Genomic DNA, 21,912 nt, shown 5'->3' on the forward strand with positions numbered 1-21,912 from the left:
TCAGATTAACTGATGCGCCAGCCAAGCGATTGCTGCCGGCTGTGCGGCCTCGTAACCGGCCGGGTCTGCCAGCGCGGCAAGCAGCAACTCCACCCGCTCCCTGGTGGTCGGCGGCGGTCGCAGGCCGAAGGCGATCTCGGCCACAACAAGCGGTGCTTCGATTAGGCCACGTAAGTCTGGGTGAAAAGTATCGAAACGAGAGGGACGATGCCGAGCCGCCAGGGCATACAAAGAAGGCGGGTTCTCAGCTTGGCGGCTGACGATCGCACGTGCGCTTTCCAGCAGCGTCGCCTCGGGGTCCTGCAGCCCTGGCGAAAGACCGCCAAGGCGCTGAGCAAGAGAAGCAATTGCCCTTGGATCGAACTTCTGAATTGCGAGTGCGACATGTCCTTCCAATGCCGGGCGCAGGCGCAGGATATCCGCCGCACGTGCGCTAACGGCGTCGCGGGCATGTTCTTCCGCCCTATCTGCAAGGGCGGGCAGCGCGACCAGAGTCTTGCGCATTGCCGCCGCTTCGTCCGCGAAGCCTCTCGCCCAATCCGTCGGGCTGATGAAAGACCATCGCGCGCCCCCATGCAGGTCCAAAGACAGCACATCCTCAAGGTCGGACGGAGCTACCCGAAACAGCAGTCGCACTGCAACCGAAGGCACTTGGGCCAAGGCTTGCACCTCATCCAATGCTGACGGTGAAACGCCGTTAGCAAGCAACGTCTCGGACAGCACAGCCAAACGAGAGAGGTCATTTTCGACGTTGGCTCCTGAAAAACGGGAAGCATAGTAGGCTATCCGGTCAACACGACGGGGCGCGTCTTTTTCCGTGGCTTCGGCAGGCTTAGGTTGGACGAAGGGCCGAGGCGGCCGCATCGGGGCTCCACCCTTGCGCGGCAACAAGAACCAGCGACCGGTGCCCAGATGCGAAAGGCCACGTGCACCAGTCTGAACGACGCGGGTCGGGTCCTCCAAGTCGACCGCAGTGATCGTGAGTGCGGGATCATCCACTGGCGTCTGGTCTCGGAGCACCAACACGTCCTCACCCAAAAGCTGCGTTTCCCCCAGCGCATGACGTACGAGAAGCCGCGCCGATTGGTCTGCGCCGGTGATCACCCTCAACCTGAGTTCGGCATCGGCGCCTCCCGTCACGAGCATTTCTTCGAGGAGCGGCCGAAAGGCCGAAAGTGGCTGATCAACCGCTACCCTCCTGCTAACGATCGGCGCACCTCCTGCCGATGGGCTGTGCAGACGGACGCGGAGATCTGTCCGCCCTCCTTCTGCCGGCACCACACGCCAGTCCTTCAGAGTCTGCATGGAAATATCCCGGTTTGAAGCCAGTGTCTCGCCTGACACGGTCTGGAACTCGCCCCGGGGACGCGGCAGGCTCAGGATCCAGGTCAAGGGTGGCGCCCCATCGGGGCCGGCCAAAGTGAGGGGCAATCGCGCTTGGTCTTCGGTGGGAGCATCAAGCTTCACTTCAACGACTCCGTCGGCGTCGGGATGCAGCGGCTTGCCACCTGCTAACCGAAGCAGCCACTTTTGTGGCACGCCATCAAAACGGACCCGCCTTTGTCGGTCGTCCCCAAGCGTTACCTCCCGGACCGAGAAATTGTGAGGGACCAAGTTCACCGTAATACGGGCACCAACTCCGGCGCCTTCGCGAACGGCGAAAGAAACCCGCCCCATCATCGTTTCCGACGGGAGGCCGCCGTGCCATAGAAGACTCCCTGCCATTTGATGACGCAGTTCCGCTCCCACCAGTTGCCGGAAACCGCGTCCAGGTTGCCGATGAAGTATTACCGGAACGCCGCGATTTATTGGCGTGCCGCGCGCGTCGAGCAAGCGATACTCCAATGGGCCATTTGCTTGAATCTCTTCGCGGGCATCCTCGTTGGCCGCGGTTTCGATCCGCGCGTTGCCACCCGCGATCAGGATGCGACCACTGCCCGACAGTCGCCAGATCGTCCCGCCGGGCACCGACCCGTCAAGTTCTGCAACGAGAGTCTCAGTACAGTGAGGAACTTTGCTCTCCTGGGCGAGCATCCATAGGTGCGGGTCACGCGTCCGCACGGCAGCGTTACCCGCATATGCAAGTGCCTCGGCCCTTTCCTCTCCCATCTCCGCCAGCTTCCAGAAAGTTGGACCGGCATCGATCTCGATAGCTTCGCCACCGGCGAGCCGCACTCGACCAAAGAACACACCATCGGCCATGGCCATCAGTTCGGCCCCAGTATCCAGGGGAAATCGAAAGCGCGCGGTGCGACGTCCACTGATCCGGCGGCTGTCCCAGGGTCTCTCTTGAGTTTCGCGATCCAGTGAGAAGAGAAGATCCGGAACGGCCGAGGCAAGCGCGCCAACCGGTGCCAGACGCAGCCGCCGTCGTTCCGGCTCGACACCCTGAACAAGTTGTGGCGCGATTTCTGCTGCTTCCTCAACTTCGATCCACGCAGACCAGTCGCAAGTGTCGCTGCGGCGCAGCACCCGCGTCATCGGATCTGTTACCAATCCATGACGGGCTGAAACAATGACCGCGTCCGATAGCAGACTACGCGCGGCGCTGCCATCGAGCCGCAGAGAAAGGTCCTCCCTCCAACCCGGCTTGACCCGGTCCAGAAACGGCTCAACCTCGTGCGCTGATATACCATCTGGTGCAAGTTCGCGTAACTCGAGGACCTCGAATGCGAAATCCACGAAGAGAGCTTGGTATTCGCTCGTGCGGTAACCCAAGGGAAGGCGCCGCGTGCGCCGTGCCGCGAAGCCCAATGCCACATCGCGCGGGCAACTCAGCCCGATGCGAGAAAGATCAGCCACCAATCCGACAAGCGCGGCGCGATAGCCGCCCCTCTGATCGCTCAAAAGCCTTACCGGGATACCGCCTTCCGCAGCGATAGCGCGGAGATACTGGACACCGCTCCCCAATCGCCGAACCGAGCGCCCCATGCGCGCCATGCCCGTGCCTGTCACTTCACGCAACTGTTGCTGGTCGAGCGTAATACCCAACGGATCGGTAAGGAACTCCCATGAAAGGCCGCCGCCGTCATATTCCTTCCGATATCTTTCCGCCGCCCAAAGTACAAACAGTGCAGCAGTAGTTCGGAAACTGCGAAGCTTCAGGCCTCGCTCAACCAAATCCTCAAGACGAGTATAACAATTTTCATCAAGGCGATATGCGTGAAGAGGACGACCATCAGGATCCACCCCGCAAAGGTCGGCCAAGTCGTTAATAATATTCATCCTAATTTCCTTACCCGGCACTCAACCCTGTCGGCGCCACCGAAAAGAAGCAAGATATCTTTTCAAAGAAAACAGACATGACGAAAACTCAAAGCCAATTTGCAAAACTGACAGGCTGTACTGCGGAACGGCTACAGGTCTTCCCGAAATGCAAATGCATCATGCTAAAAAATACTCATTCGAATGGATTTCTTCCGGAATTATCAATATTGACATTTTGGACTTGACCAAATCAGCGCTGGCGTGTCGAAGCCGGGGATCTGAGTCTGCGGTACTTTTTGAAAATTGCCGCACAGCGACCGACATTGAAGCCGAGCAGGAAATGCTTCGACCGTCTCCCCACCAGCATTAGAACGGGTTGCAGCAGGACGCAGTGCCCGCGTGCTGCCAAGCGAGTGCCCTTTTGCAGATTGACTTCACATTCAGCATCTACGTCCTATACCTTCCATCGCCTAAGCTTCGTCGACAGCACCATTTAGCAGCAGGAGGATGTCAAAAATCGTCACCCAGCCGCGGCCCCGAATACCGGATAGCGAGGCCACCGGCGCGCGTCCCTTTAGCGACTCACTGCGATGAACATGGTGGCGCCCCTCCGACAGCACGGCAGATGATGCAAACCGGCCGCATGCAATGCGAGACCGGCTTTTGCTCACCACCGTCTTCGAAAGGAGGCGCAGAACAAAGCCTTCCCCGTGGCATTTCTGAAAAGCCCAAAACTTTGCCTCTCGTCCTTGTCCACGTGTCGCGTGCGGAGCACAGGCTTCTTGGAATTTTCAAGGCAGCTCTGCGCGCGCCAGTCGGGCCGGGAACGACAGACCTCGCCGTCGACCTGCTTTAGCCTTGAGATAGTGGTGCACATCAAACAGCGGACAACGTGCCGCCTTTCCCGCCTGGCTTCGACGGCGTCAGCTTTTGTCACCTCTCGCCGCTACTGTAAAAAGGAATATTCAGTGATTCGAACAGGTTCTGTCATGCGCATTGATCCATTAATGACCCGCTCTCCAGTAACCGGTGCGCTACGCCATGTGACTGACGACCTACTGGCTGACGTATATTTGGCTCCACGGTTACCAGCACTCAACCTGATTGATCAACTCGGCCGCGGCGCACCTTGGTCCGACAGCTTCGCTGCCGCCCCGGAGGTGACCGCGCGGGCCGTCGAGGCTGGCCTTCTGGCCCTCGCGCATGCAACGTCGTGTCTCGATCCCTCTGACGTTATGCTTGACGCAATACCCAAGGGGCGTGCCCAGTCTCATCTGACCGCACTCCGCGATCTGTGGCGTGACCTCGGCTCCCTGCCCGGTCCGCTAAACACATGGCGCCATGTCCTCGTAAGTCAGGCCGCGGACGCATTGGAGCCCCTGCCTCTTACCGGTCCGGACTGCCCGTTCGCCACACCGGCAGAGACCTCGCTCGCAAATACGCTGCGCGCCCATCATGGTCATGCCCACGTCCCTCCGTGCATTGGAATGGCCTCGGATGGTAGCGCGCTCCGGCATATTCAGAATCATTTTGGGGCCCGCACGCAACCGGTCGCGCCAGACGGGTCCGTAGCCTGTTATGGCCTGCGCGACCCCCGCGAAGAGGCAGAGTTTGCCGCCGCGATGGCACAGTCCTCGCTCGACAAGGGGAGTGTGAATCACCCGAGCGAGATCGGCCTGCTGGTCCCAGACGGCGCAGTCTATACGACAGCATTGCAAGAGGCCTTCGATCGCGTCGGGCTGCCGATTTCGGGCCTGCCCGCGCAAACGGTAAGGCGCGATGTTCCCGGTGAGTTGCTATCGCTTCTGCTCGTCACGCTCGGCGGGCCGCCGCCGCGCACCGCCATGGCCTCGCTCTTTATCACACCTGGAATGCCATGGAAGCCCGAAATCGGTCGCAGGATGGCGCGCGAGATGATCGACCGAGGCTGGTCGCCCACGGCGTCTGGCCTAACCGGCACAGCCCGCGAGCTGCTGGATGCCCTGCGTCCATGCGACACGCCGGAACAGCTCTTCGGCCGACTTGGGGCCGTCGCCCGAGCCGCGCCCGACGCAGGTTTGCATCCGCGCATCAACTCACTTAAGGCCGCATCCGGCGACGCCCTCGACTGGCCGCTGCTACATCGCCTCGCCGCTCCCGTTCCTCTCGCGGCGGAAGGCCACGACAGATTTGTCGAAGGTGTGTCGCTATTCACAGAGACTGCCCTGCCATGGCGCTCGGTCCGGCAGTTGATCGTGCTCGGCATGGCCGGACGGCATTGGCCGCGCCTGCCCACATCCGGCCCGTTCTTCACCGAGGGCGAGATCGCGATGATGCGCGATGCCGGAGTGATGCTACAAGGGCGGCAGCAGAAATTTGCCAGAGGACTGGAACTGTTCCGCCGGCAACTCGGCGTCGCCACTGAGAGGGTGACCCTGCTTGTTCCGGCACTGGATCTGAGGGGCGACCGTTTGACGCCGTCGACCGGCCTCGCACTGATAGCGCACATGCTGGGCGCAGAAGAGCCAGCCGATCTCGTTGTCGACCTGCGTTCGGAGCCGCAAGAGGACTGGCCTATCGCCTTCACAAGCGCCGCCCCTGTCCCGAAAGGCGGCGCACCCGAGCTGCCAGAAGACGGCCTGATCCGTATCCAGCGTGGTATCTGTACCCCCGACAGGTCCGGCGTCGACCTCCTAAGCTTGCGCGAAACTGAGGGCGAGCCACTGCCGCATTCGCCGTCACGACTGGAAACCCTGCTGGTCAGTCCGCTGGCTTGGGTGCTGGACGAGTTGGGCGCGAAGGATTTGACCTGGGCACCCGAGACGCTGGACGTGATGACACTCGGCACCCTGATGCATCAAGTGCTTGAAGATACCTTTGCGGAGGGCATCCCGGCGCCGGACGCAACCGACCTCGACTCTGCGATTCCGGGCCATCTCGATGCTGCGATACGCCGTCACGCCGCTTGGTTGACCGATCCCGCCTGGGCCACCGAACGCCGCAGCTTGCTCCGCGAAGCACGCGATATCTGCGCCGCGTGGTCGGTGTTTTTGGGCGAGACCGGCGCGGAGGTTCTTCACAACGAGATCGCACTGAATGGGGAGTACCGCGGTCTACTATTGCACGGCAGAGCAGATTGTCTTCTGAAACTGCCCGACGGGCGTATCCTCGTGGTCGACCACAAACGATCCGGCTCTGCCGGACGGCGCGAGCGAATGTCCAAAGGCTGGGACCTCCAAGTTGCACTCTATCGCGCCATGCTTGAACGGCCAACGAAAGAGACCGCCTTGACGCAGCTTGTCGCCAATGGCGCGCGGGTCGTCACCGCTTATCACATGCTGCGCGACGGCACCGTGCTTGCGGACTCTCACGGCGGCAATGTGCCGAGAGTAGAAACGACGGGAGACGACGCATCAATCAATGCCATGAACCACCTATCGCAAGTACTGGCCGAAGTTAGCACTGGCAAAATCCGACTGAACCGGGCCGGAGATGCCAGGACTTTCGAGAAGGAGCGTGGCATGAGAGCCCATGCGCTCGACAACCCTCTGGTAGCCGCCTTCAGTTTGCCCGAGGCCGAGACAGAGGAGGAGAGCATCAAATGACACAGCTGTCCCTCGTTCCTGCCGGCGCCGGTGCAGGCAAGACCTACCACATCCAAAAGTCTCTCGGGGAATGGGTCGAGTCTGGCGAAGTGGATCCCGGCCGCATCCTCGCCGTAACCTTTACCGAAGCTGCGGCCGCCGAGATGCGCGACCGTGTACGTGCAGAACTGATGTCGCGCGGACGGCTGCAAGACGCATTGGACATCGACCATGCCTACATGGGCACGATCCACGCGCTTGGGCAGCGCCTGCTGACCGAACACGCATTTGCCGCCGGGCGCTCTCCTGAAAGCCGTCTGTTGAGCGAGCCGGAGCGCGACCTGCTTATCCGACTGGAGATGACCCGTTGCGGAGCTCTTGCGCCGGTGATGGAAGACCTCGGGCGGTTTGGTTACGCTTGGAATTTCGCCACTCAGTCCAGCGCCGAGGATAGCTTTCGCGCCAATGTGCTGAAGACCGTCGACCTGATCCGAAGTCTCGGCGCGCGAGGGCATTCGCCAGACATCCTGACGCCTGCACTCGAGGCGCTGAGCGATGGGTACGGTCTAACCGCCCCGGATGGCGATGCCCTGACAGCAGCGCTCCACCGCGCGGTTTGCGACTTGCTCCACGCGTTCCCGGACAACCTTGCTCCGCAGTTCGACGGCAACGCCTCGGCGGTCAAGGACTTCTCCGGCAATCATCGCGATCTGCGTCGCGCCGCGATGGATGGTGTATTGGAGAGGGACTGGGCACTCTGGCAGAAGCTGCGCAATCTGCGATCGAGCAAGCGCGGCGCACCGACGCCCGAAGGCTATGATGACTTGGTCGGGGCTGTCATGGAGGCCGCGAATGCCCTACCCCGTCATCCCGGTCCCCTGGCGGATGCGCGCGCGCATCTGAGCGCACTTGTCACTGGGGCGCAGGAAGTTCTGGCCGCATATGAAGACGCTAAGCGCCGTGCGGGACTGATAGACTATGCAGACATGATCGCCGACGCCGAAGCGCTGCTACGTACCCGGGCCGACATCCTTCAAGCGGTAGTTGGCGAAATCGATTGCGTCGTGATCGACGAGTTCCAAGACACCAACCCTGTTCAATTCGCCCTTCTCTGGCGCCTTGCCCAAGCTGCGAAACGGGCACTGATCGTGGGGGACACGAAACAGTCAATCATGGGTTTCCAAGGCGCAGACCCGCGCCTGTCTCAGGCCCTGCAGGCCGCGCACGCGGAGGATGCCACACCGTTGTATCGCAACTGGCGATCTGAGCCGCGGATTATGGCGATGGTCAATGCCCTCGGGCCAACACTTTTCGATGACTATACCCCGCTGACGCCGCAGCGGGATGAGACTGGCGAAACCGCCCTCGAAGTTGTCGATTTACCCAAAGGTCGTAAAGATACGACGGCCGCATGCATTGCCAACCGCGTCGTCGAAATACTCGAGGCAGGGACACTTGTCCACGACAAGATGCGCAACGCGATGCGCCCTGCGCGCGCAAGCGATATCGCAGTGCTGACCTACACACATGCCAAGGCAAGCGCCGTCGCGGCCGAACTGGAGACCCGGGGCTTACCGGTGCGCATCCAGCAAGACGGATGGCTCGCATCGCCTGCGATGCGAGCGGCTCGCGCTGCCTTGGCCATTGCGTCTGATCCAAACGACGTGAACGCCGCGCTCACCTGGCTTACGCTCGGCCCGCCCGGGGTACCGTTAGAGAACGCTCTGCGCTTGGTCATCGAAGGCGTGTTGAACACCCAAGCCTCACTCGCGCCGTTGAACGCTTTGAACGACGGGATCGCCACGCGCCCCGTGGCCGAAACGCTGGCCGCCGCTTTACACGTGGGTAAGCTTCACGATTGGGCGGCGGGGCTGGCGCATCCAGCGCAAGCGCTGGCGGACCTCGCGCGACTTGAGGCCGAGGCTCAAGAATTCGACTCCATGGCCCACGACTTACGGGCCGCTGCCGGATTTCATGGCGCAGGGACGCAAGTTTTTCTCGGCTGGATTGCGGGCCAGTCCTCCAAGGAGTGGGACCGCCACCCCGATCCCGACGGCTGGTCTGCTTCGGGCATCGAGATCTGCACGTGGCACGCCGCGAAAGGGCGAGAGTGGCCAATCACGGTTGTTGCCGGGCTGGACAAGACGATAGCCGAGCGCCCCGGCACGTTGCGCGCCGAGTTCAACGGTTTTGATGACTTGGGCAACGTGCTCGACCACGCGGGACTGGGCTACTTGCCTGACTTTGCTGCCCCGGAGTCCCAAGCCTCCTTCGCAGAAGCGCGCCGCCAAGAAGATGAACGCGACGCCAGCCGCAAGCTCTATGTCGCGCTGACCCGGGCCCGAGACCGGTTAGTCCTCGTTATGCCTCGGGAGCGATCGAAGCCACGGGACCAAGCTGAACGCATGGTAGACTTGCTACGTGACTGCGCCAGGTTCGACACATCAGTAGGTACGCTTTCCGTCGCGGGCGAGAACTTTCCTGCCCGGGTGATGGAAGGAATTTCGGATGATCCGACGGAGCCGGCGCAATCAACTGCGCCCGCACACCGGCGTTTCGGCATTCCACGTGAATTGCCGGACGCTCCCCGTACGCCTTGGCGCCGCAGTCCGTCGACGGTCGCCGAACACACCCCGATGCCTGCCATGCGGCTTGATACGATCCAACTGGCAGACGGCATCGCTGAAGTCGACACCGGCAACGCGACCGAACGCGGCACCGCATGGCACCTGGCTTTCCGCGTTCTTGCCGAGCGTCCGGAGCAGATAGATCGGATTGCCTCTGCGACAGGTTTGTCCGACAGCGCTATTTCTCAAATCCGCAAGCAGGCAATGGCACTTCTCAGCTGGCTCGGTGAGCATGGCTACGACACGTTCCACTTCGAACTGCCCCTGCAGGAAATCTCGGCCGACGGATCTGAGACAAATGCCGTCCTTGATTTTCTCGCCGAAGGACAGGCGGGATTGCTGATCCTTGATCACAAATCCGGTCCGTGTCCTGACCCCGAGGAACGCTTTTCCGTCTACCGACCGCAATTGGCCGCCTATGCCGCCATGGTCCAAGCAAAATGGCCCAACAAGCCTCTGAACGGAATTGCCATCCACTGGATGAGCGAGGGTACATTGAGCTTTGCGAACGCTCCGATGGAAGTGTCCGCCTGAGTGAGTTCTCAGCAAAGCCGACTTGCCCAGACGAGAGGATAGTCGGGTAAGCGAGCCGCAGGCGCCCATACAGACTGTGGACGAGACTGACGCCTATCGATACGGTCTGAAGTTAGAGATTTTGAACTTTGTGGAAATTAAGAATGACGAGTCCGCGCCCCCAACCAAAACCGGATAGCCGAAAGTATCATGACCTTATCAACGACATTGAGAAGGGAATAATAAAGATTCCGAAGTTCCAGCGTGAATTTGTGTGGCCGATAGAGAAGACCGCGGCATTGCTGGACTCCATCGCAAAAGGCTATCCAATCGGCACCTTCATTCTATGGAAAACCGATTATCGTATGGGAAACATCAAGGATATCGGCAACATAACTTTGCCTCCGACACCTCCGGATCGACAGGTCGAATACGTCCTCGATGGGCAGCAGCGAATGACTTCACTCTTCGCCGCATACTGTGGGGCCGAGATTGCGAGGCCGGGGCAAAAAAAGGTAACTGCGTTCCGCGACATCTATGTGAACTTAGATTTGTCATTGACAGATGATGATCAAATCGTCGTTAGCGAGAAACCCGACTATCCGCAGAAATGCGTTCCTCTCAGTGATATTCTAAGTTTTAGCTACAAGACTGGAGTTCAACTGGCAGAGGCAGGCTTCACTGACGAGGAACTGTCGCATGCCGGTGAGCTCAAAGAGGCTCTTACCACCTACGATTTTAGTCTCGTCACTCTGACGCGCGAAGACATCAACAGCGCTATCGAAGTCTTCACTCGTATCAACACAGGAGGATCAGTCCTTACACTTTTTGAGATCATGGTCGCTAAGACCTATGATGAAATACGCGGCTTCGACATGCAGGCCGAATGGAAGCAACTCGACGCAGATTTTGAAGAAGTAGGCTACAACGGGATCTCACCTTCCACGATCCTTCAGCTCATCGCCCTCGTATTGGCAGGCGAGGCAAAACGAAACACAATCCTGCGTCTCGAGAAAGACGAGATTATCGACATCTGGCCCAAAGCAGTAGAGGCTCTCAAAAGCGCAGTCGATCATTTCCGCTCGACCTATCGCATACCGGTTTCAGCGCTGCTACCTTACGATTCCCTCCTCGTACCTTTCGCTTACTGGTTTTTCTGCAAGCGGCATGAGCCTGACGGAGACGCTCACTTGTTAATGCGAGAGTTCTTCTGGAGAGTTGCTCTTAGTTTTCGTTACTCATCAGCGGTGGAATCTAAGCTCGCAGCGGACAAGCGAGTGATCGATGAGATCATTTCGGGGCAGTTTCCAAGTTGGAACATTCCTGTAGCTATTACCGATGCAGAGGCTCTGATCAATACGAACTTTGCAACCGGAAACTCTCTTTGCAAAGCGATCCTTTGCTTATTCGCGCACGAACACCCGCGCAACTTCAACAATGACAGTGTAGTTCTTCTCGATAATAGTTACCTGAAGATCGCCTCATCCAAAAACTTCCACCACTTCTTTCCGAAGGATCATCTTCGCACAAATGGCACTGCAAACGAAAATTCGATTGTGAACATTACTCTCATTGGCGCGGATCTAAACAAGCGCCAGATTAACAAAAAGCCGCCGAAAACATATATCCCTAAGTTCGAAGAATCGAACCAAGCGATGAGAGACACGTTGCGGACTCACCTGATTGATCGTGAGGGCATGGGCATCGATAGCGATAATTATGAACTCTTCCTTGCAAAACGGGCCGCGAAGATCTGGGCAATGATAGAGGCTCGTATCAATCCATTTAGAACCAGAAAATTTGCTGATGATGAAACTGATGCGCTGTAAAAGTACCGATAGGAGTGCATTTTCAGAACCTATCTGGCTACATTTTGGAGCGCATCAACGCGACCAATCGCGTTCCTCGTAAAAAATGCGTTTTCTTTCCCAAAAATTCGATGGCCTATTCCCGAGGGAAGAAATTGAAGCCGGTAAAACCCATGTAGGACCCGTGGCAGGTCAAACGTCAACGGCGTGCCCCAAAAGCATTTCCTTTATCCGCGCAAGAATGATCTCCCCCCGCGAAATGTCCAGGCTGGTCAATTCCAAGGCCTGATCTCCTCCAGTGAACCGATGGGTAGCCTGAACCCCCTCTTTCCCTGGCAGTCCATGGTGATGAGGGTAGAGCAGCGTGACCTTCGGGGCATGATAGAGCTGCGCATAAGCCATCATCTGATAGACATCAGCCTGCGAAACCCCCTGCTTCCGGTCATCGATCCGGGCCGCGATACGCTTCCATTTCGTATCGACTACCTGCACCACTGAACCGCCCCGCCGTATCAGGATGTCGGGGCGTGTCCGAAACAGGCCACGATTGGTGTCAGCCTCAATCAAGCAGCACAGCCCTCCGCCCTGCACATCTGGCACCAGATCCGTACCAGTCAGGGCGCGGCGCACCAGCCGCGCCACATACGCCTCGAAAAGCGCGTCCATCTCAAATAGCAGTGATGTGCCATCGGCGCGCCCTGCCGAGGTATTTTGGTAGCGCCCGCGCAAGAACAGCTTGGCCAGCGCCACCAGCTCGGCCCAGCCACGATTGGTGCGGTCCAACACAACCAGATCCCAGCGCAGCGCGCTGACTGGCACCTCCGTCACGTCAGCATAGGCAAAGCCCAGCTCGCGAAGGCGCTGCTGATTAGCACTCGAGAAACTGATCCCCGCCAGATGGTTAATGGTCGCCCGGATAATTCGGTTCAAGGCGATATCCTCAGACAAGGCATCGAAACGACAGGCCAGCCGGGACGGATTCGCAGCGTGTCGCGTGAACTGTCGCGCCACGTCGATGCGCCCGCGGAGTGCAGGGAGATCGTCTTCCTGCGAGATGTAACGGCGCGGCATTCCTCGCCGCAGCTGGGCCGAGAGCTTGACGCAGAAAATCCGGATCAGGATTTCCAGAAGAGTCTCTCGCTGCCAAGACAGCGCCGTTACCGTCCCGGTCTCGATCCGTAGATCCAGTGCTACGGCCAACATGTGCACGAGCCGGCGACGCAGCGCCCCGGCCTCGGTCGCGGTATCGCCAGCTTCACCGGGTGGAAGGTCGATCTTGGGCAAGATCTCGAGGCTGGCTCGAGGTGCGACAATCATGCCGACGACATTGCGCGCACGGAGGAAGGCGCGATGATGTTCCAGCACGCCGACTTCTCCCGCTCCGGCAAAGGCTGAGCTACGCGCGACCGCCGCCAGACTCTCGGCATCGTTTTCCGGAATCTGACCCTCGCCACTGCCATGTGGCAAGCGTTCGAACTCGCGCAAACAGTAGTGGCGCATCAGGTGTCGGCCCCGTCGGCCTCAAATTCGGCGAAATCGAAGCTATCGGCCACGAGCCAGCGCCATTTTTCCTCGACAAACTCGTTCTCGGCCATGCCTTGCGGAGGCTGCAAGCGATCGGCCTGTAAGAAGCGCACCGGCCGGCCCGGAGCGTCACCCAGTACGAGAGCGACCTTTGCCAAATCCTCGTGGAAATACTCGGCAAGCAGCGGGATCACCTTGTCACGCATGACCGCCCCGATGTCGGCGCGGCTGCGGCAAGTGGTGAAATAGGCGTGGCCTACCTGATGCTCGCGATCAAAGAGATATTCGATCCGGGCGTTGATCGTCGCCAACAGCTTGCGCAGGTCGATACCGTCGCAGTCTTTTGGGAGGACCTCTGGTTCAGGCATCAATTCGCGGAACGAGAAGCGACGGCGCAACGCTGTATCCAGGAGCGCAATCGAGCGGTCGGCCGTATTCATCGTACCGACGACGTGCAGGTTCGAAGGTACACCGAACAGGCGCCCCGAATATGGAAGCCGTAAGCGGATCTCGTTCGCCGCCCCCAACCGTTTGTCCGGTTCAAGCAGCGTAATAAGTTCGCCAAAAACCTTCGAGATATTGGCACGGTTGATCTCGTCGATGATCAGGACATATGGGCGAGCATCCACAGCAGACTGCTCTGCAACTGGGCCGAAGACTGCAGACTCCAAGCCATCCCAGTCGATCTGATCATCAGAGAGGAAATAGATCGGGTGGAACGAGGTAAAAGGCGAAGCATAGATTTCCTGGCGCGGAACACCCTCAGGATCGTGCCAAATCCACTCGACCGAACGGGTATGCTGCGTCGCCCCTCGCTCGCTCGCCGGAGTGTACTCGTAAGGCCCGGAAAAGCGACCGAGCGCCACGATCTGTCCCTTGCCAACGGTCAGGATGATGTAATCCCCAACTTCGGCTGCGGCCCGCACGACCCACGTGCCGTAGATCGGCGCTTGATTACCCACAAGCTTAGGATCATCGCGCTGTCGACGCACCTTGATCGCCTCCCACTCCTCATATTCCGGGCCGGACCAGTCGATGTCCCCGCCCAGCGGCCAGTCGATTTGTCCGGCGCTCAGTATTTGCTCGAAGGATTTGCGCCAATCGCCTCCCGTCAGGCCAAGCCGGACAATGCGCCGATTGCGATCGAGCCGGTGCATCGCGCCGTTTTCACCTACGTCAAGACGCGCGTTCTCACTAATCCGACGAAAAATTCCGTTGTGCGGACGCAGGCTGAAGCCCCCGCTCCGGGGCGCGGCCTCGGGCAATTCGCTTTCGACCGCCGCCTCTGTCTCCGGTCTCAGCCCCTCAACGAAATCTTCATAAGACATCGATTGATGGAAGGTGGTGAACTCAATTCGCCCTTCATCGCAGAGGCGCTGGTATTCGCTCATCAGCGCGGGCCGGTCGTATTGGAGAGGATCCGCAGCCTCGCCCAGACAGAGCCGCACCGCTTCCCAAGCTGTGGCATAGGTCTTGCCGGTTCCGGGGGGGCCATAAAGGATCAGGTTGGTAGGGGATGTGAGATCCGACATCTCGGCCTCCGTTTCGACCTCTTGGGCCACTTGTTCTTCGGTGTAGCTGTGTGCGACCCAGAGAGCGCTCTGGACATCAATCATGTCACGCGGAGCAAGCCCGCGATCAATGAATGCGTCGCGGATCGCTGTCATGAAGGCGTGCTCCTGCCGGTAGATCTCAGCCAGGTCGTCGCTCGCGGGAAACTTCGCGCCGTAGGCTTCGCGCCAGAAGTCCTCGCGGACCGAATGGCGGATGTAGATGCCAGTATCAGGGGAGAGGTGCATCAGGAGGAACTCGCCGATCTGGCGGGCTGGATCGCGTTGCGCATCTGGCACCGCGCCTAACCACGCTGCGACGAAGTCGGCGAGAGCCCGGGGATGATCATCAGCAGGCCCCTGAGCTGCTGCAACAAGTGCGCGCAGAGCGGCGGCGATCTTCGCCACATCGCCGTTGCCCTTCGGAGACATCGGCCAATAGACGCGCCACGAAAGCAGGTTGCTTTTTGCCAAAGCGTCATGAACCGCTTCCAACACCGCAGTGTCGTCCGGGGCGGAAGCCAAGGCCGCAGTCAGACGCGCTGCGCCGTCAATCTTGTACTCCCGCTCACTGGCGTCGAAATCCGGATCGGGGCGATCAAACCGTACGAGATCGGGGAAGAATTGGCGCAAACGCGCAATCCAGCGAGTGATAGCGGCCGAGAAAAGAACAGGTTCCGCAACCTGCTGGTCAATCACTGCGATCAGTTTTTGCAGGTCATCCGTAGTATTGACCAGAACCCGCAAACAGTCTCTTTCAGGAAATGACCATGGGCGATTGAGCGCGGAATGACGTTTGCCGTCCTTTTCGCCCATAACATAGGGGCGTCGCTCGCAGCCAAGCCCCACGGCTTTAGCTTGCACCTCCCATTTGGGCGCAACAAAGAAGTTTCGCGCGGCGCCTTTCAGCTCCCAAACGATTTTCTCACCGGCTTCGGACTTAAATCCGACCATGTATTTAGTCGCATTCCCGTTCGGTTGAAGCGAAGTTCCCCGGAGACTGTCGAACAAACCAGCCCTCAATGGATTCGGTTTTTCCGCGTCATTTTCGGCGATGCGGGCAGCGATCATATCCCAAGTCATTCTTGATCTAATTCCTTTAACGCGCTCAGCGTATTCATCAGCCGCGTCTGTCCGGCCGTCTCGAAATATTCCGCCAAGAGAAGGCGGGTAGAAAGCCGCGAGTGCCGAGAAAACACATTTATTCTACAAAGACTTGCTGATCCGACGCCTGACGGAACCGGCTCGACAACTCGCACCTTTCTTCTTAATCTCGCAGGGTGTCAATTGCCGTCATGGAGATGTAATGTCTTTTGCGAAAGCCCGCGATATGATGCAGTTGGCACTCTTCGTCGCGTCAGAGCGGACGGGTGTCACGCTGGAGCAGGTTGCAGCGAAATTCGAGCGATCTCATCGCACTGCGCAACGGATGATGGGTCAGTTCGAGATAACCTTCGACAATGCGGAAGTGATCATCGGCGAAGATCGCAAAAAGCGTTGGAAACTTGTGGACCCCCAGTTGGACCGCCTACAGGTCGATACAGACACGGCGCTCGAAGCACTCGAAATAGCGATGCGCGCCGCGTCCCATGACGGGCGACGGCGCCACGCCAAGGCGCTCGAAGACCTGCGCAACGGCTTGGTGGCCCGCCTGCCCCGGCACAGCGCCCTGCGTGCTGAAGCAGATGCAGAGGCGATCTTGAGCGCACTCGCCCTGGTTTCACGCCCGGGTCCGCGTGTTGTGCTGCCCGCCCCTGTCACCGAGGCCGTTGTTGAAGCCCTGCGCGGACCGTTCCAGCTCCGTGTCATCTATGGCAAGGATGCGCGCGAACGAACGCTCGAACCCCATGGCGTTCTGATGGGCCATAGAAGCTATCTCGTGGCGCGCGACCCCGCGAAGGGCGACCTGATCCGCAATTACCGGATGGATCTGATCACCGAGGCCGCGGTGCTGGACCAAAGCTTCGCGCTGGCAGAGGGATTCTCAATGCCCGCCTACGCGGCGCAGTCTTTCGGCGTCTGGCAGGACCCGAAGCAGTTTGGCGAGGTCGTCTGGCAATTTACACCTGAAGCCGCTGGACGCGCCGCTGAGTTTTGCTTTCACCCCAACCAACAGCTCGAGCCCCAATCCGACGGAAGCCTGATCGTTCGCTTCGAAGCTGCCGGTTGGCAAGAGATGGCATGGCACCTGTACCAGTGGGGTGACAAGGTTACGGTGTTGGCACCCGACGAACTGAGAGCGATGGTCGAAGGGCATCAACGCGACGATTTCACCTCAATGCCGTAAGCTTGGTTCAGCACTTGAAAAGCGCCTGTGCAGGATGGCGTCAACCGCCGGTAAATCGATCCCACGCGAAGCGGATGATGCCCTTGCCTGCGCTGCCGGTGCGGCCGAGCTGTTCCAGTGCCCCACTTGCATGGCGCGCCCCCTCAATACGGCGGCGGTTGCGTTGCACCATCAATGCCTCGACCGCGTGCGACGCAATTTCCGACCGCAATGGTTCGATGTTCCAGCCTGGCGCCTCAGCTTGCACCGGCAGCGCACGGGACCAACCAAGCTCCTCAGAGATCGCCGCCACGATCGCGGAAACCCGTTCCAGGTCGGCCGCCGGAACGACATTCTCTGGATAGGGCCAGTTGGGGAATAGCAGGTCAATGCCATTCACCACCGGGATGATCGGCGCATAGCGACGCGTCGGCGACGCGTCACGCGCGGTACGGTAGCGCGCCCGCAGCGCCGCATCTGCTGCCCGGCCCGGTCGGTTTGCACGCACCACCCAGAGCACGAGATCGGCCTGCAGCATCTGTGCCAACAGTTCGCTCTCGACCGCCTCGGATCCGTCGTTTCCACGGGTATCGACCAAGGTAAACGGCAGATCACCCAGCTCCACCTCATGCGCAGTCAGTCGGTCGGTACTGGGGGCCACATCGGTTTCGGCCATGCTCTCCCCTGCGAGCGCATTGATCAGTGAGGACTTCCCGGCGCTGACCTGTCCGACCACGAGCACCCGCAGGGCCGCATCCGGCTGCGCGATAGCAGCGCGATCGTTACGCTCCGATTCAAGTTCGATTGCCAGCAGCTCGGAATCCGAGAATTTCAGATGGCCAGAATAAAGATCGACTGCAGCGCGGGCGACCTCTTCGAGAATATAGCGCTGGACCTGCACCAAAGAGAATTTCTTCACGCCCGCCATCACGAACTTAGAGAGGGCCGACGCCGGCAAAGTCTTGATATTGAAAAAGAGCTTGGAGAGTTCATAGACGTTCGAGCCGCCGTCGATGGCCTTGCGAACCCGTGTCATGTGACGCAGGACAAAGGCGATCTGGCTTACGGCGATACTGTCTGAGAAGGGCACGTATTGGCGCAGTGCCAGGCGCAGACGGTTAATCACCCGGCCCGCCAACAACAGCGCCTCGGGAACCGAGAAAGCCAGTCGTTCGCGCTTGCCCGCTGGCGCGAGCTCCGCAGCCCGGTCCACAACCTGCAACGCTATGGCCTGCATCCGGCCCCAATCCACTGGGATCTCGACCGAGGCCGCAATCTCCGAACGCAAGGTCTCGAAGACCCCGAGTTCAGCCGTCGTCCAATCCGGGTTGGCCTCGACGAGCGGTCCATCCAACGGACCACCCCTACCGCGCGCTGCCCTCCGTTCCCGCACGGCAAGACCCCAAGAAATCAGTTGGAGCAGGACGATGATCGCGGCCAGCCCGGCAAAGAACCAGAGCAACCAGCCCTTCTCGTAAAGCCAGCGATAGCCGAAAACTGAGGGCCCGATCAGTAGCACGGCCAGCCCAGTCAGCAGAACCGGCCCACGCCCCCGCAGAAACATGCGCCGCAGAGCGTCATTTGTGATCATCAGGCACCCGTTCGAAGGCAGCAGCGTAGCGCGCGCGCAGGTCTGCGTCGTCCACCTGCGCCCCGCTCCGCGTCTGGTACATCCAATATGCGGCGGCACGTCCCAGCGCGTAGGTCGCAGCCAAGCTGTAGGTCGCTGCCACCGCAGATCCGGCAAAAGGCACCACCTTCAGCGCCTGTCGACCGACAGTGGAGACCGCGTATCTGGTTATCGACCCCAGCCCGAAAGAACCGATGAATTTCATCATGATCTCCCGGTCCCACGCCACTTCATAGCGGCGCGCCAACGCACTCAGCATGGCCACCTGAACCGCAGGAACCGAGGCCAGGCCGACCACGGGCAGGATGTCGCTGGCACCCGCAGTCGCGGCATAGCTCAACACCAGCGCCATATGCCGGTCAAACTCGCGGGCTTCGGGATCCGTGCCCGGTTGTCGAGACAAATACATCGCAACGGTTGGAAGGCTTTCGGCCAGCAGCGCGTGCAGCCCGTTCAAATCGGCGGCCAGCGGATCGCCAAGCGACAAACAGACAGATTTCAGGGGCCTGCCCCAGGCCGTCTCATAGACCTGCTCGATCTGCGCACGGGCACGGCGCAGCGTCGCGTCATCAGGCACCAGATCGGCTCCGGTCAAAACGAGGATCGCCGGCATTTCCTTGCGTTGCTTGTGGATGCGCGACAGGACATCGACAACCTGCCCCTGCACCGGGTCGTCGATCCGCGCCACAAGTACGAGCAAATGCGAGCCCTGCGTGCAGGCGGCAATGTCGTCAGCCGCGTCATAGCCAACTTCGCCAAGACCGCGCGTATCGAGAAACCGCATCATCGGGTCGGCGGATGGGAAGTCATAAGACTCGGCGGTCCGCGTGCACGACACGAAGCCGTTACCGATCGCAGCCGCCGAGGATCTTGTGATAGCCTGGACCAGCGAGCTTTTTCCCGCACCTGTCTTACCCAAAAGCCAAAGTGTCGGCACATGCAACGTCGGGTCGAGAACAGTCGGTTGAGGAGGCTTGCGGCCGAACAAACCTGCCGCCCGGTCAGTCATACGGCCGAGGAAACCACGTTGGATTTCGCGGTCTTTCGCCTCCCAGTCGGCCCGCCGCGCGAAAGCTTCGCGGATTGTGGCGATCTCTGCGACTTCGCGCGGATCGACCGTTCCGTCAGCGGCGGCTATGGCCTCAAGCAAATCGAAAAGTACTGAATTCAAGACGACGCGATCACAGTCCGGCACCGCCGCCGCAAAGGCTGACATCGACGCTGCCATGCCCTCGACTGGTTGGGCTGCTGAATTCGTCTCAATCACTTCGAGGGCGCAGTCGACATAAGCCGGATCGAAGCCCCAGCATGCAACGAAATGCCCTCTCAAATGAGCACGTTCCGCGGCGTCGAGCGGCCCTGCAGCCGCGGCGACGCGGACGGCTAACGCTCCGATCACATCGAGCAGAGACATGGCCAGAAGATCGAGTTCGGATCCGACAAAGCTTGGCGTCGCACCGGACCGGTTCGTATCCCAGCTGCGAAACAGCCGGGTCACGCCGTAAAACGACGCTCCCGTCACGACCGCCGCCGCAGCCACCCAACCGACCGGTGTCACCGCAGCCGGTGCCCAGGGCAACAGCGCCATCAACCCGGAACTGCCGAAAAAGGTCGAGGCGACCAACGAGGAAGATGCGATCGAGCCGCCAACAGTCGAGGCGGCCCCTACGTGCCAGATGTCGTCGACAAAATTTTCCTTCGCAGCCGCGGGACTCGCACCTTCGGCTCCCAGCCTGCGACGGAAGAGATCGGGATCGGCAAGGATCCGATCTACTCCCTCAAATGAATGGATCTGCGTAATGGTCGTCTTGTCGAGCAAAATGGCCTCGATGCGCAAAAGGAATGAGACCCCTTCATGCCAAGCACCAAGGACGCCCTAACGAATTAGTGATCACAGATCGATCAGGTTTCAAGAACAAAACCCCACTCGGAGCCCGACAGCAAACTCCATCGGCTTGCAGGCATCGTCTTTCCAAGCTCGGCCGCCCTACCGAGCCTCCTGCCCGTCTGAGTGCAGCTATTTTCATCGAGTACTTGAATTGATGCTCAAAGTACGCCACGACCCCGTACACATTCTGGAGTCCGGTTGTGACCGAAGCGAAATCGCGCTGAGATCGGCCAATAAAACAAGGGTGTGTGGCACGGTGGGGCAGACCCCTACCGCCGGAGCCATCTTCCCCTCTAGGGTGTTGATTTAGCTGCCAAAAGACTTTCATGGCTTCGTAGGTGTGGCATACGGGTGTTCCATCACCCTAGTTTTGCGTGGGTCCGTTCGAGACAAGGGCGACGCAAGACCATTCACGGCCAACCTCATCTCTCCCGTCGGGGCGCCGCCTATCAATGGCGCCGTCGGATCCGGGTGTTTTCCACAAGACTCGTTGACCTGAAGCTCTCCTTGGGGACGATGGATCGCCGTGTTGCGATTATCTTAGCCCGCAAGATTAGTGCGGAGAGCGACACATTTATGGATGGCATCATCAGGACCGAGATTTCCCCTCAAGAGGCGCGCGTCTGGCTGGCGGATGTCATCAAGCGCGAGCGGGCGAAGATCGAAAAGCTGAAATTGCTGCGCCGGTTCGACTCCCTCGATCCGCTTGATGATGTGCGCCGCGTCAAAACGCTCTCCTCTTGTCGTATCGTGCCGATCCATGCGCGCCTGATCGAGCTCGGGTTTCTCGACCATGTGACGAAGATGAAGCGTGCCGGGCACCCTGATCTGTTTCCGGACCTTCGGGAGCCCAAGAGCGGGAAGCACGGCAAGAAACTCGGACGCCGGATAAGACAGATCATCGATGATACGCTGGGGACCGACGGCGCGGCGCTCTCTTTCCACAGCTTCCGCCATTACGTTCAGAACGCGCTCGAACACGCGGCGATCGACGACAAGATCATTCGCGACATCGTGGGCCATGAAGGGCGCGATATTCACGAGAAGACTTACCACAAGCCGACCCCACCCAACCTGATGCGCCCGGCGATCGATGCTCTGCCACTTTGGGTATGACGGGGAAGTGTCAGGCGTTTTTTGGGCGGAAAGCAGACATTCGCTGCGCTTCTGCCGAATGTCGGCTTTCTGCTGTTCAGCGACATCTCGTTCTTCTGGCTGCGACGCGGTCATTCGCTGCGTGGTGCGCAAATCGCCGGAAGCACCGGGACGATCGTCACGACATCAACCAAGAAAGCATTAATGGGCTGTAAGAAAGCTCCGCAAAGCACGCGACGGA

The 21,912-nt window shown here is 59.8% G+C and carries 10 protein-coding genes; 5 read left to right on the top strand and 5 right to left on the bottom strand.

Going from position 1 to position 21,912, the window contains the following annotated elements; genetic code table 11:
- Window positions 1-3,225: an STY4851/ECs_5259 family protein gene (locus BMI91_RS00145; protein WP_078603563.1), complete on the bottom strand. Its 3,225-nt coding sequence runs from the start codon at window positions 3,223-3,225 to the stop codon at window positions 1-3.
- Window positions 3,226-4,829: 1,604 nt separating this feature from the next.
- Between BMI91_RS00145 and BMI91_RS00150 the strand changes: the two genes are divergently transcribed.
- The 3 genes from BMI91_RS00150 (at window position 4,830) to BMI91_RS00160 (ending at window position 11,739) form a co-directional block, all read left to right on the top strand.
- Window positions 4,830-6,791: a RecB family exonuclease gene (locus tag BMI91_RS00150; protein ID WP_158522053.1), complete on the top strand. Its 1,962-nt coding sequence runs from the start codon at window positions 4,830-4,832 to the stop codon at window positions 6,789-6,791.
- Window positions 6,788-9,931: a UvrD-helicase domain-containing protein gene (locus BMI91_RS00155; RefSeq protein ID WP_078603565.1), complete on the top strand. Its 3,144-nt coding sequence runs from the start codon at window positions 6,788-6,790 to the stop codon at window positions 9,929-9,931. Before BMI91_RS00150 ends, BMI91_RS00155 begins: the two co-directional genes overlap by 4 nt.
- A gap of 143 nt (window positions 9,932-10,074) precedes the next feature.
- On the top strand, window positions 10,075-11,739 hold the full coding sequence (locus tag BMI91_RS00160; RefSeq protein ID WP_078603566.1) for a DUF262 domain-containing protein: 1,665 nt from the start codon (window positions 10,075-10,077) through the stop codon (window positions 11,737-11,739).
- A gap of 171 nt (window positions 11,740-11,910) precedes the next feature.
- Here BMI91_RS00160 and BMI91_RS00165 read toward each other — a convergent pair whose 3' ends face one another.
- Both BMI91_RS00165 and BMI91_RS00170 read right to left on the bottom strand, forming a co-directional pair.
- A complete protein-coding gene (locus BMI91_RS00165; RefSeq protein WP_244176518.1) occupies window positions 11,911-13,203 on the bottom strand; it encodes an McrC family protein in 1,293 nt (430 codons plus the stop codon).
- A 14-nt stretch (window positions 13,204-13,217) separates the two neighbouring features.
- Window positions 13,218-15,875 carry an AAA family ATPase gene (locus BMI91_RS00170; RefSeq protein ID WP_093476819.1) on the bottom strand — a complete coding sequence of 886 codons (2,658 nt, stop codon included), beginning with the start codon at window positions 15,873-15,875 and terminating at the stop codon, window positions 13,218-13,220.
- 223 nt (window positions 15,876-16,098) lie between these two features.
- Between BMI91_RS00170 and BMI91_RS00175 the strand changes: the two genes are divergently transcribed.
- Window positions 16,099-17,079, top strand: a complete 981-nt coding sequence (locus BMI91_RS00175; protein WP_078603568.1) for a helix-turn-helix transcriptional regulator — start codon at window positions 16,099-16,101, stop codon at window positions 17,077-17,079.
- A gap of 40 nt (window positions 17,080-17,119) precedes the next feature.
- Here BMI91_RS00175 and BMI91_RS00180 read toward each other — a convergent pair whose 3' ends face one another.
- Entirely contained in the window at window positions 17,120-18,649 is a 1,530-nt protein-coding gene (locus tag BMI91_RS00180) for a GTPase family protein (RefSeq protein ID WP_078603569.1), read from the bottom strand.
- Window positions 18,636-20,507, bottom strand: coding sequence for a YcjF family protein (locus tag BMI91_RS00185; RefSeq protein WP_146683963.1), 1,872 nt, complete (start codon window positions 20,505-20,507; stop codon window positions 18,636-18,638). Before BMI91_RS00185 ends, BMI91_RS00180 begins: the two co-directional genes overlap by 14 nt.
- Before the next feature lie 585 nt (window positions 20,508-21,092).
- On the opposite strand from BMI91_RS00185, the gene BMI91_RS00190 reads away from it, so the two are divergent.
- The gene (locus BMI91_RS00190) at window positions 21,093-21,692 is read left to right on the top strand and encodes a site-specific integrase (protein ID WP_244176519.1); all 600 of its coding nucleotides are present in this window, start codon (window positions 21,093-21,095) and stop codon (window positions 21,690-21,692) included.
- Window positions 21,693-21,912 lie beyond the last annotated feature (220 nt).

The sequence above is a fragment of the Thioclava sediminum genome, from assembly GCF_002020355.1.
GTDB lineage: Bacteria > Pseudomonadota > Alphaproteobacteria > Rhodobacterales > Rhodobacteraceae > Thioclava > Thioclava sediminum.

Bases quoted from the DNA above. Each gene is read 5' to 3' on its own strand.
- BMI91_RS00145 (WP_078603563.1), bottom strand. From the start codon at position 3,225: ATGAATATTATTAACGACTTGGCCGACCTTTGCGGGGTGGATCCTGAT.
- BMI91_RS00150 (WP_158522053.1), top strand. From the start codon at position 4,830: ATGGCACAGTCCTCGCTCGACAAGGGGAGTGTGAATCACCCGAGCGAG.
- BMI91_RS00155 (WP_078603565.1), top strand. From the start codon at position 6,788: ATGACACAGCTGTCCCTCGTTCCTGCCGGCGCCGGTGCAGGCAAGACC.
- BMI91_RS00160 (WP_078603566.1), top strand. From the start codon at position 10,075: ATGACGAGTCCGCGCCCCCAACCAAAACCGGATAGCCGAAAGTATCAT.
- BMI91_RS00170 (WP_093476819.1), bottom strand. From the start codon at position 15,875: ATGACTTGGGATATGATCGCTGCCCGCATCGCCGAAAATGACGCGGAA.
- BMI91_RS00175 (WP_078603568.1), top strand. From the start codon at position 16,099: ATGTCTTTTGCGAAAGCCCGCGATATGATGCAGTTGGCACTCTTCGTC.
- BMI91_RS00180 (WP_078603569.1), bottom strand. From the start codon at position 18,649: ATGATCACAAATGACGCTCTGCGGCGCATGTTTCTGCGGGGGCGTGGG.
- BMI91_RS00190 (WP_244176519.1), top strand. From the start codon at position 21,093: ATGGATCGCCGTGTTGCGATTATCTTAGCCCGCAAGATTAGTGCGGAG.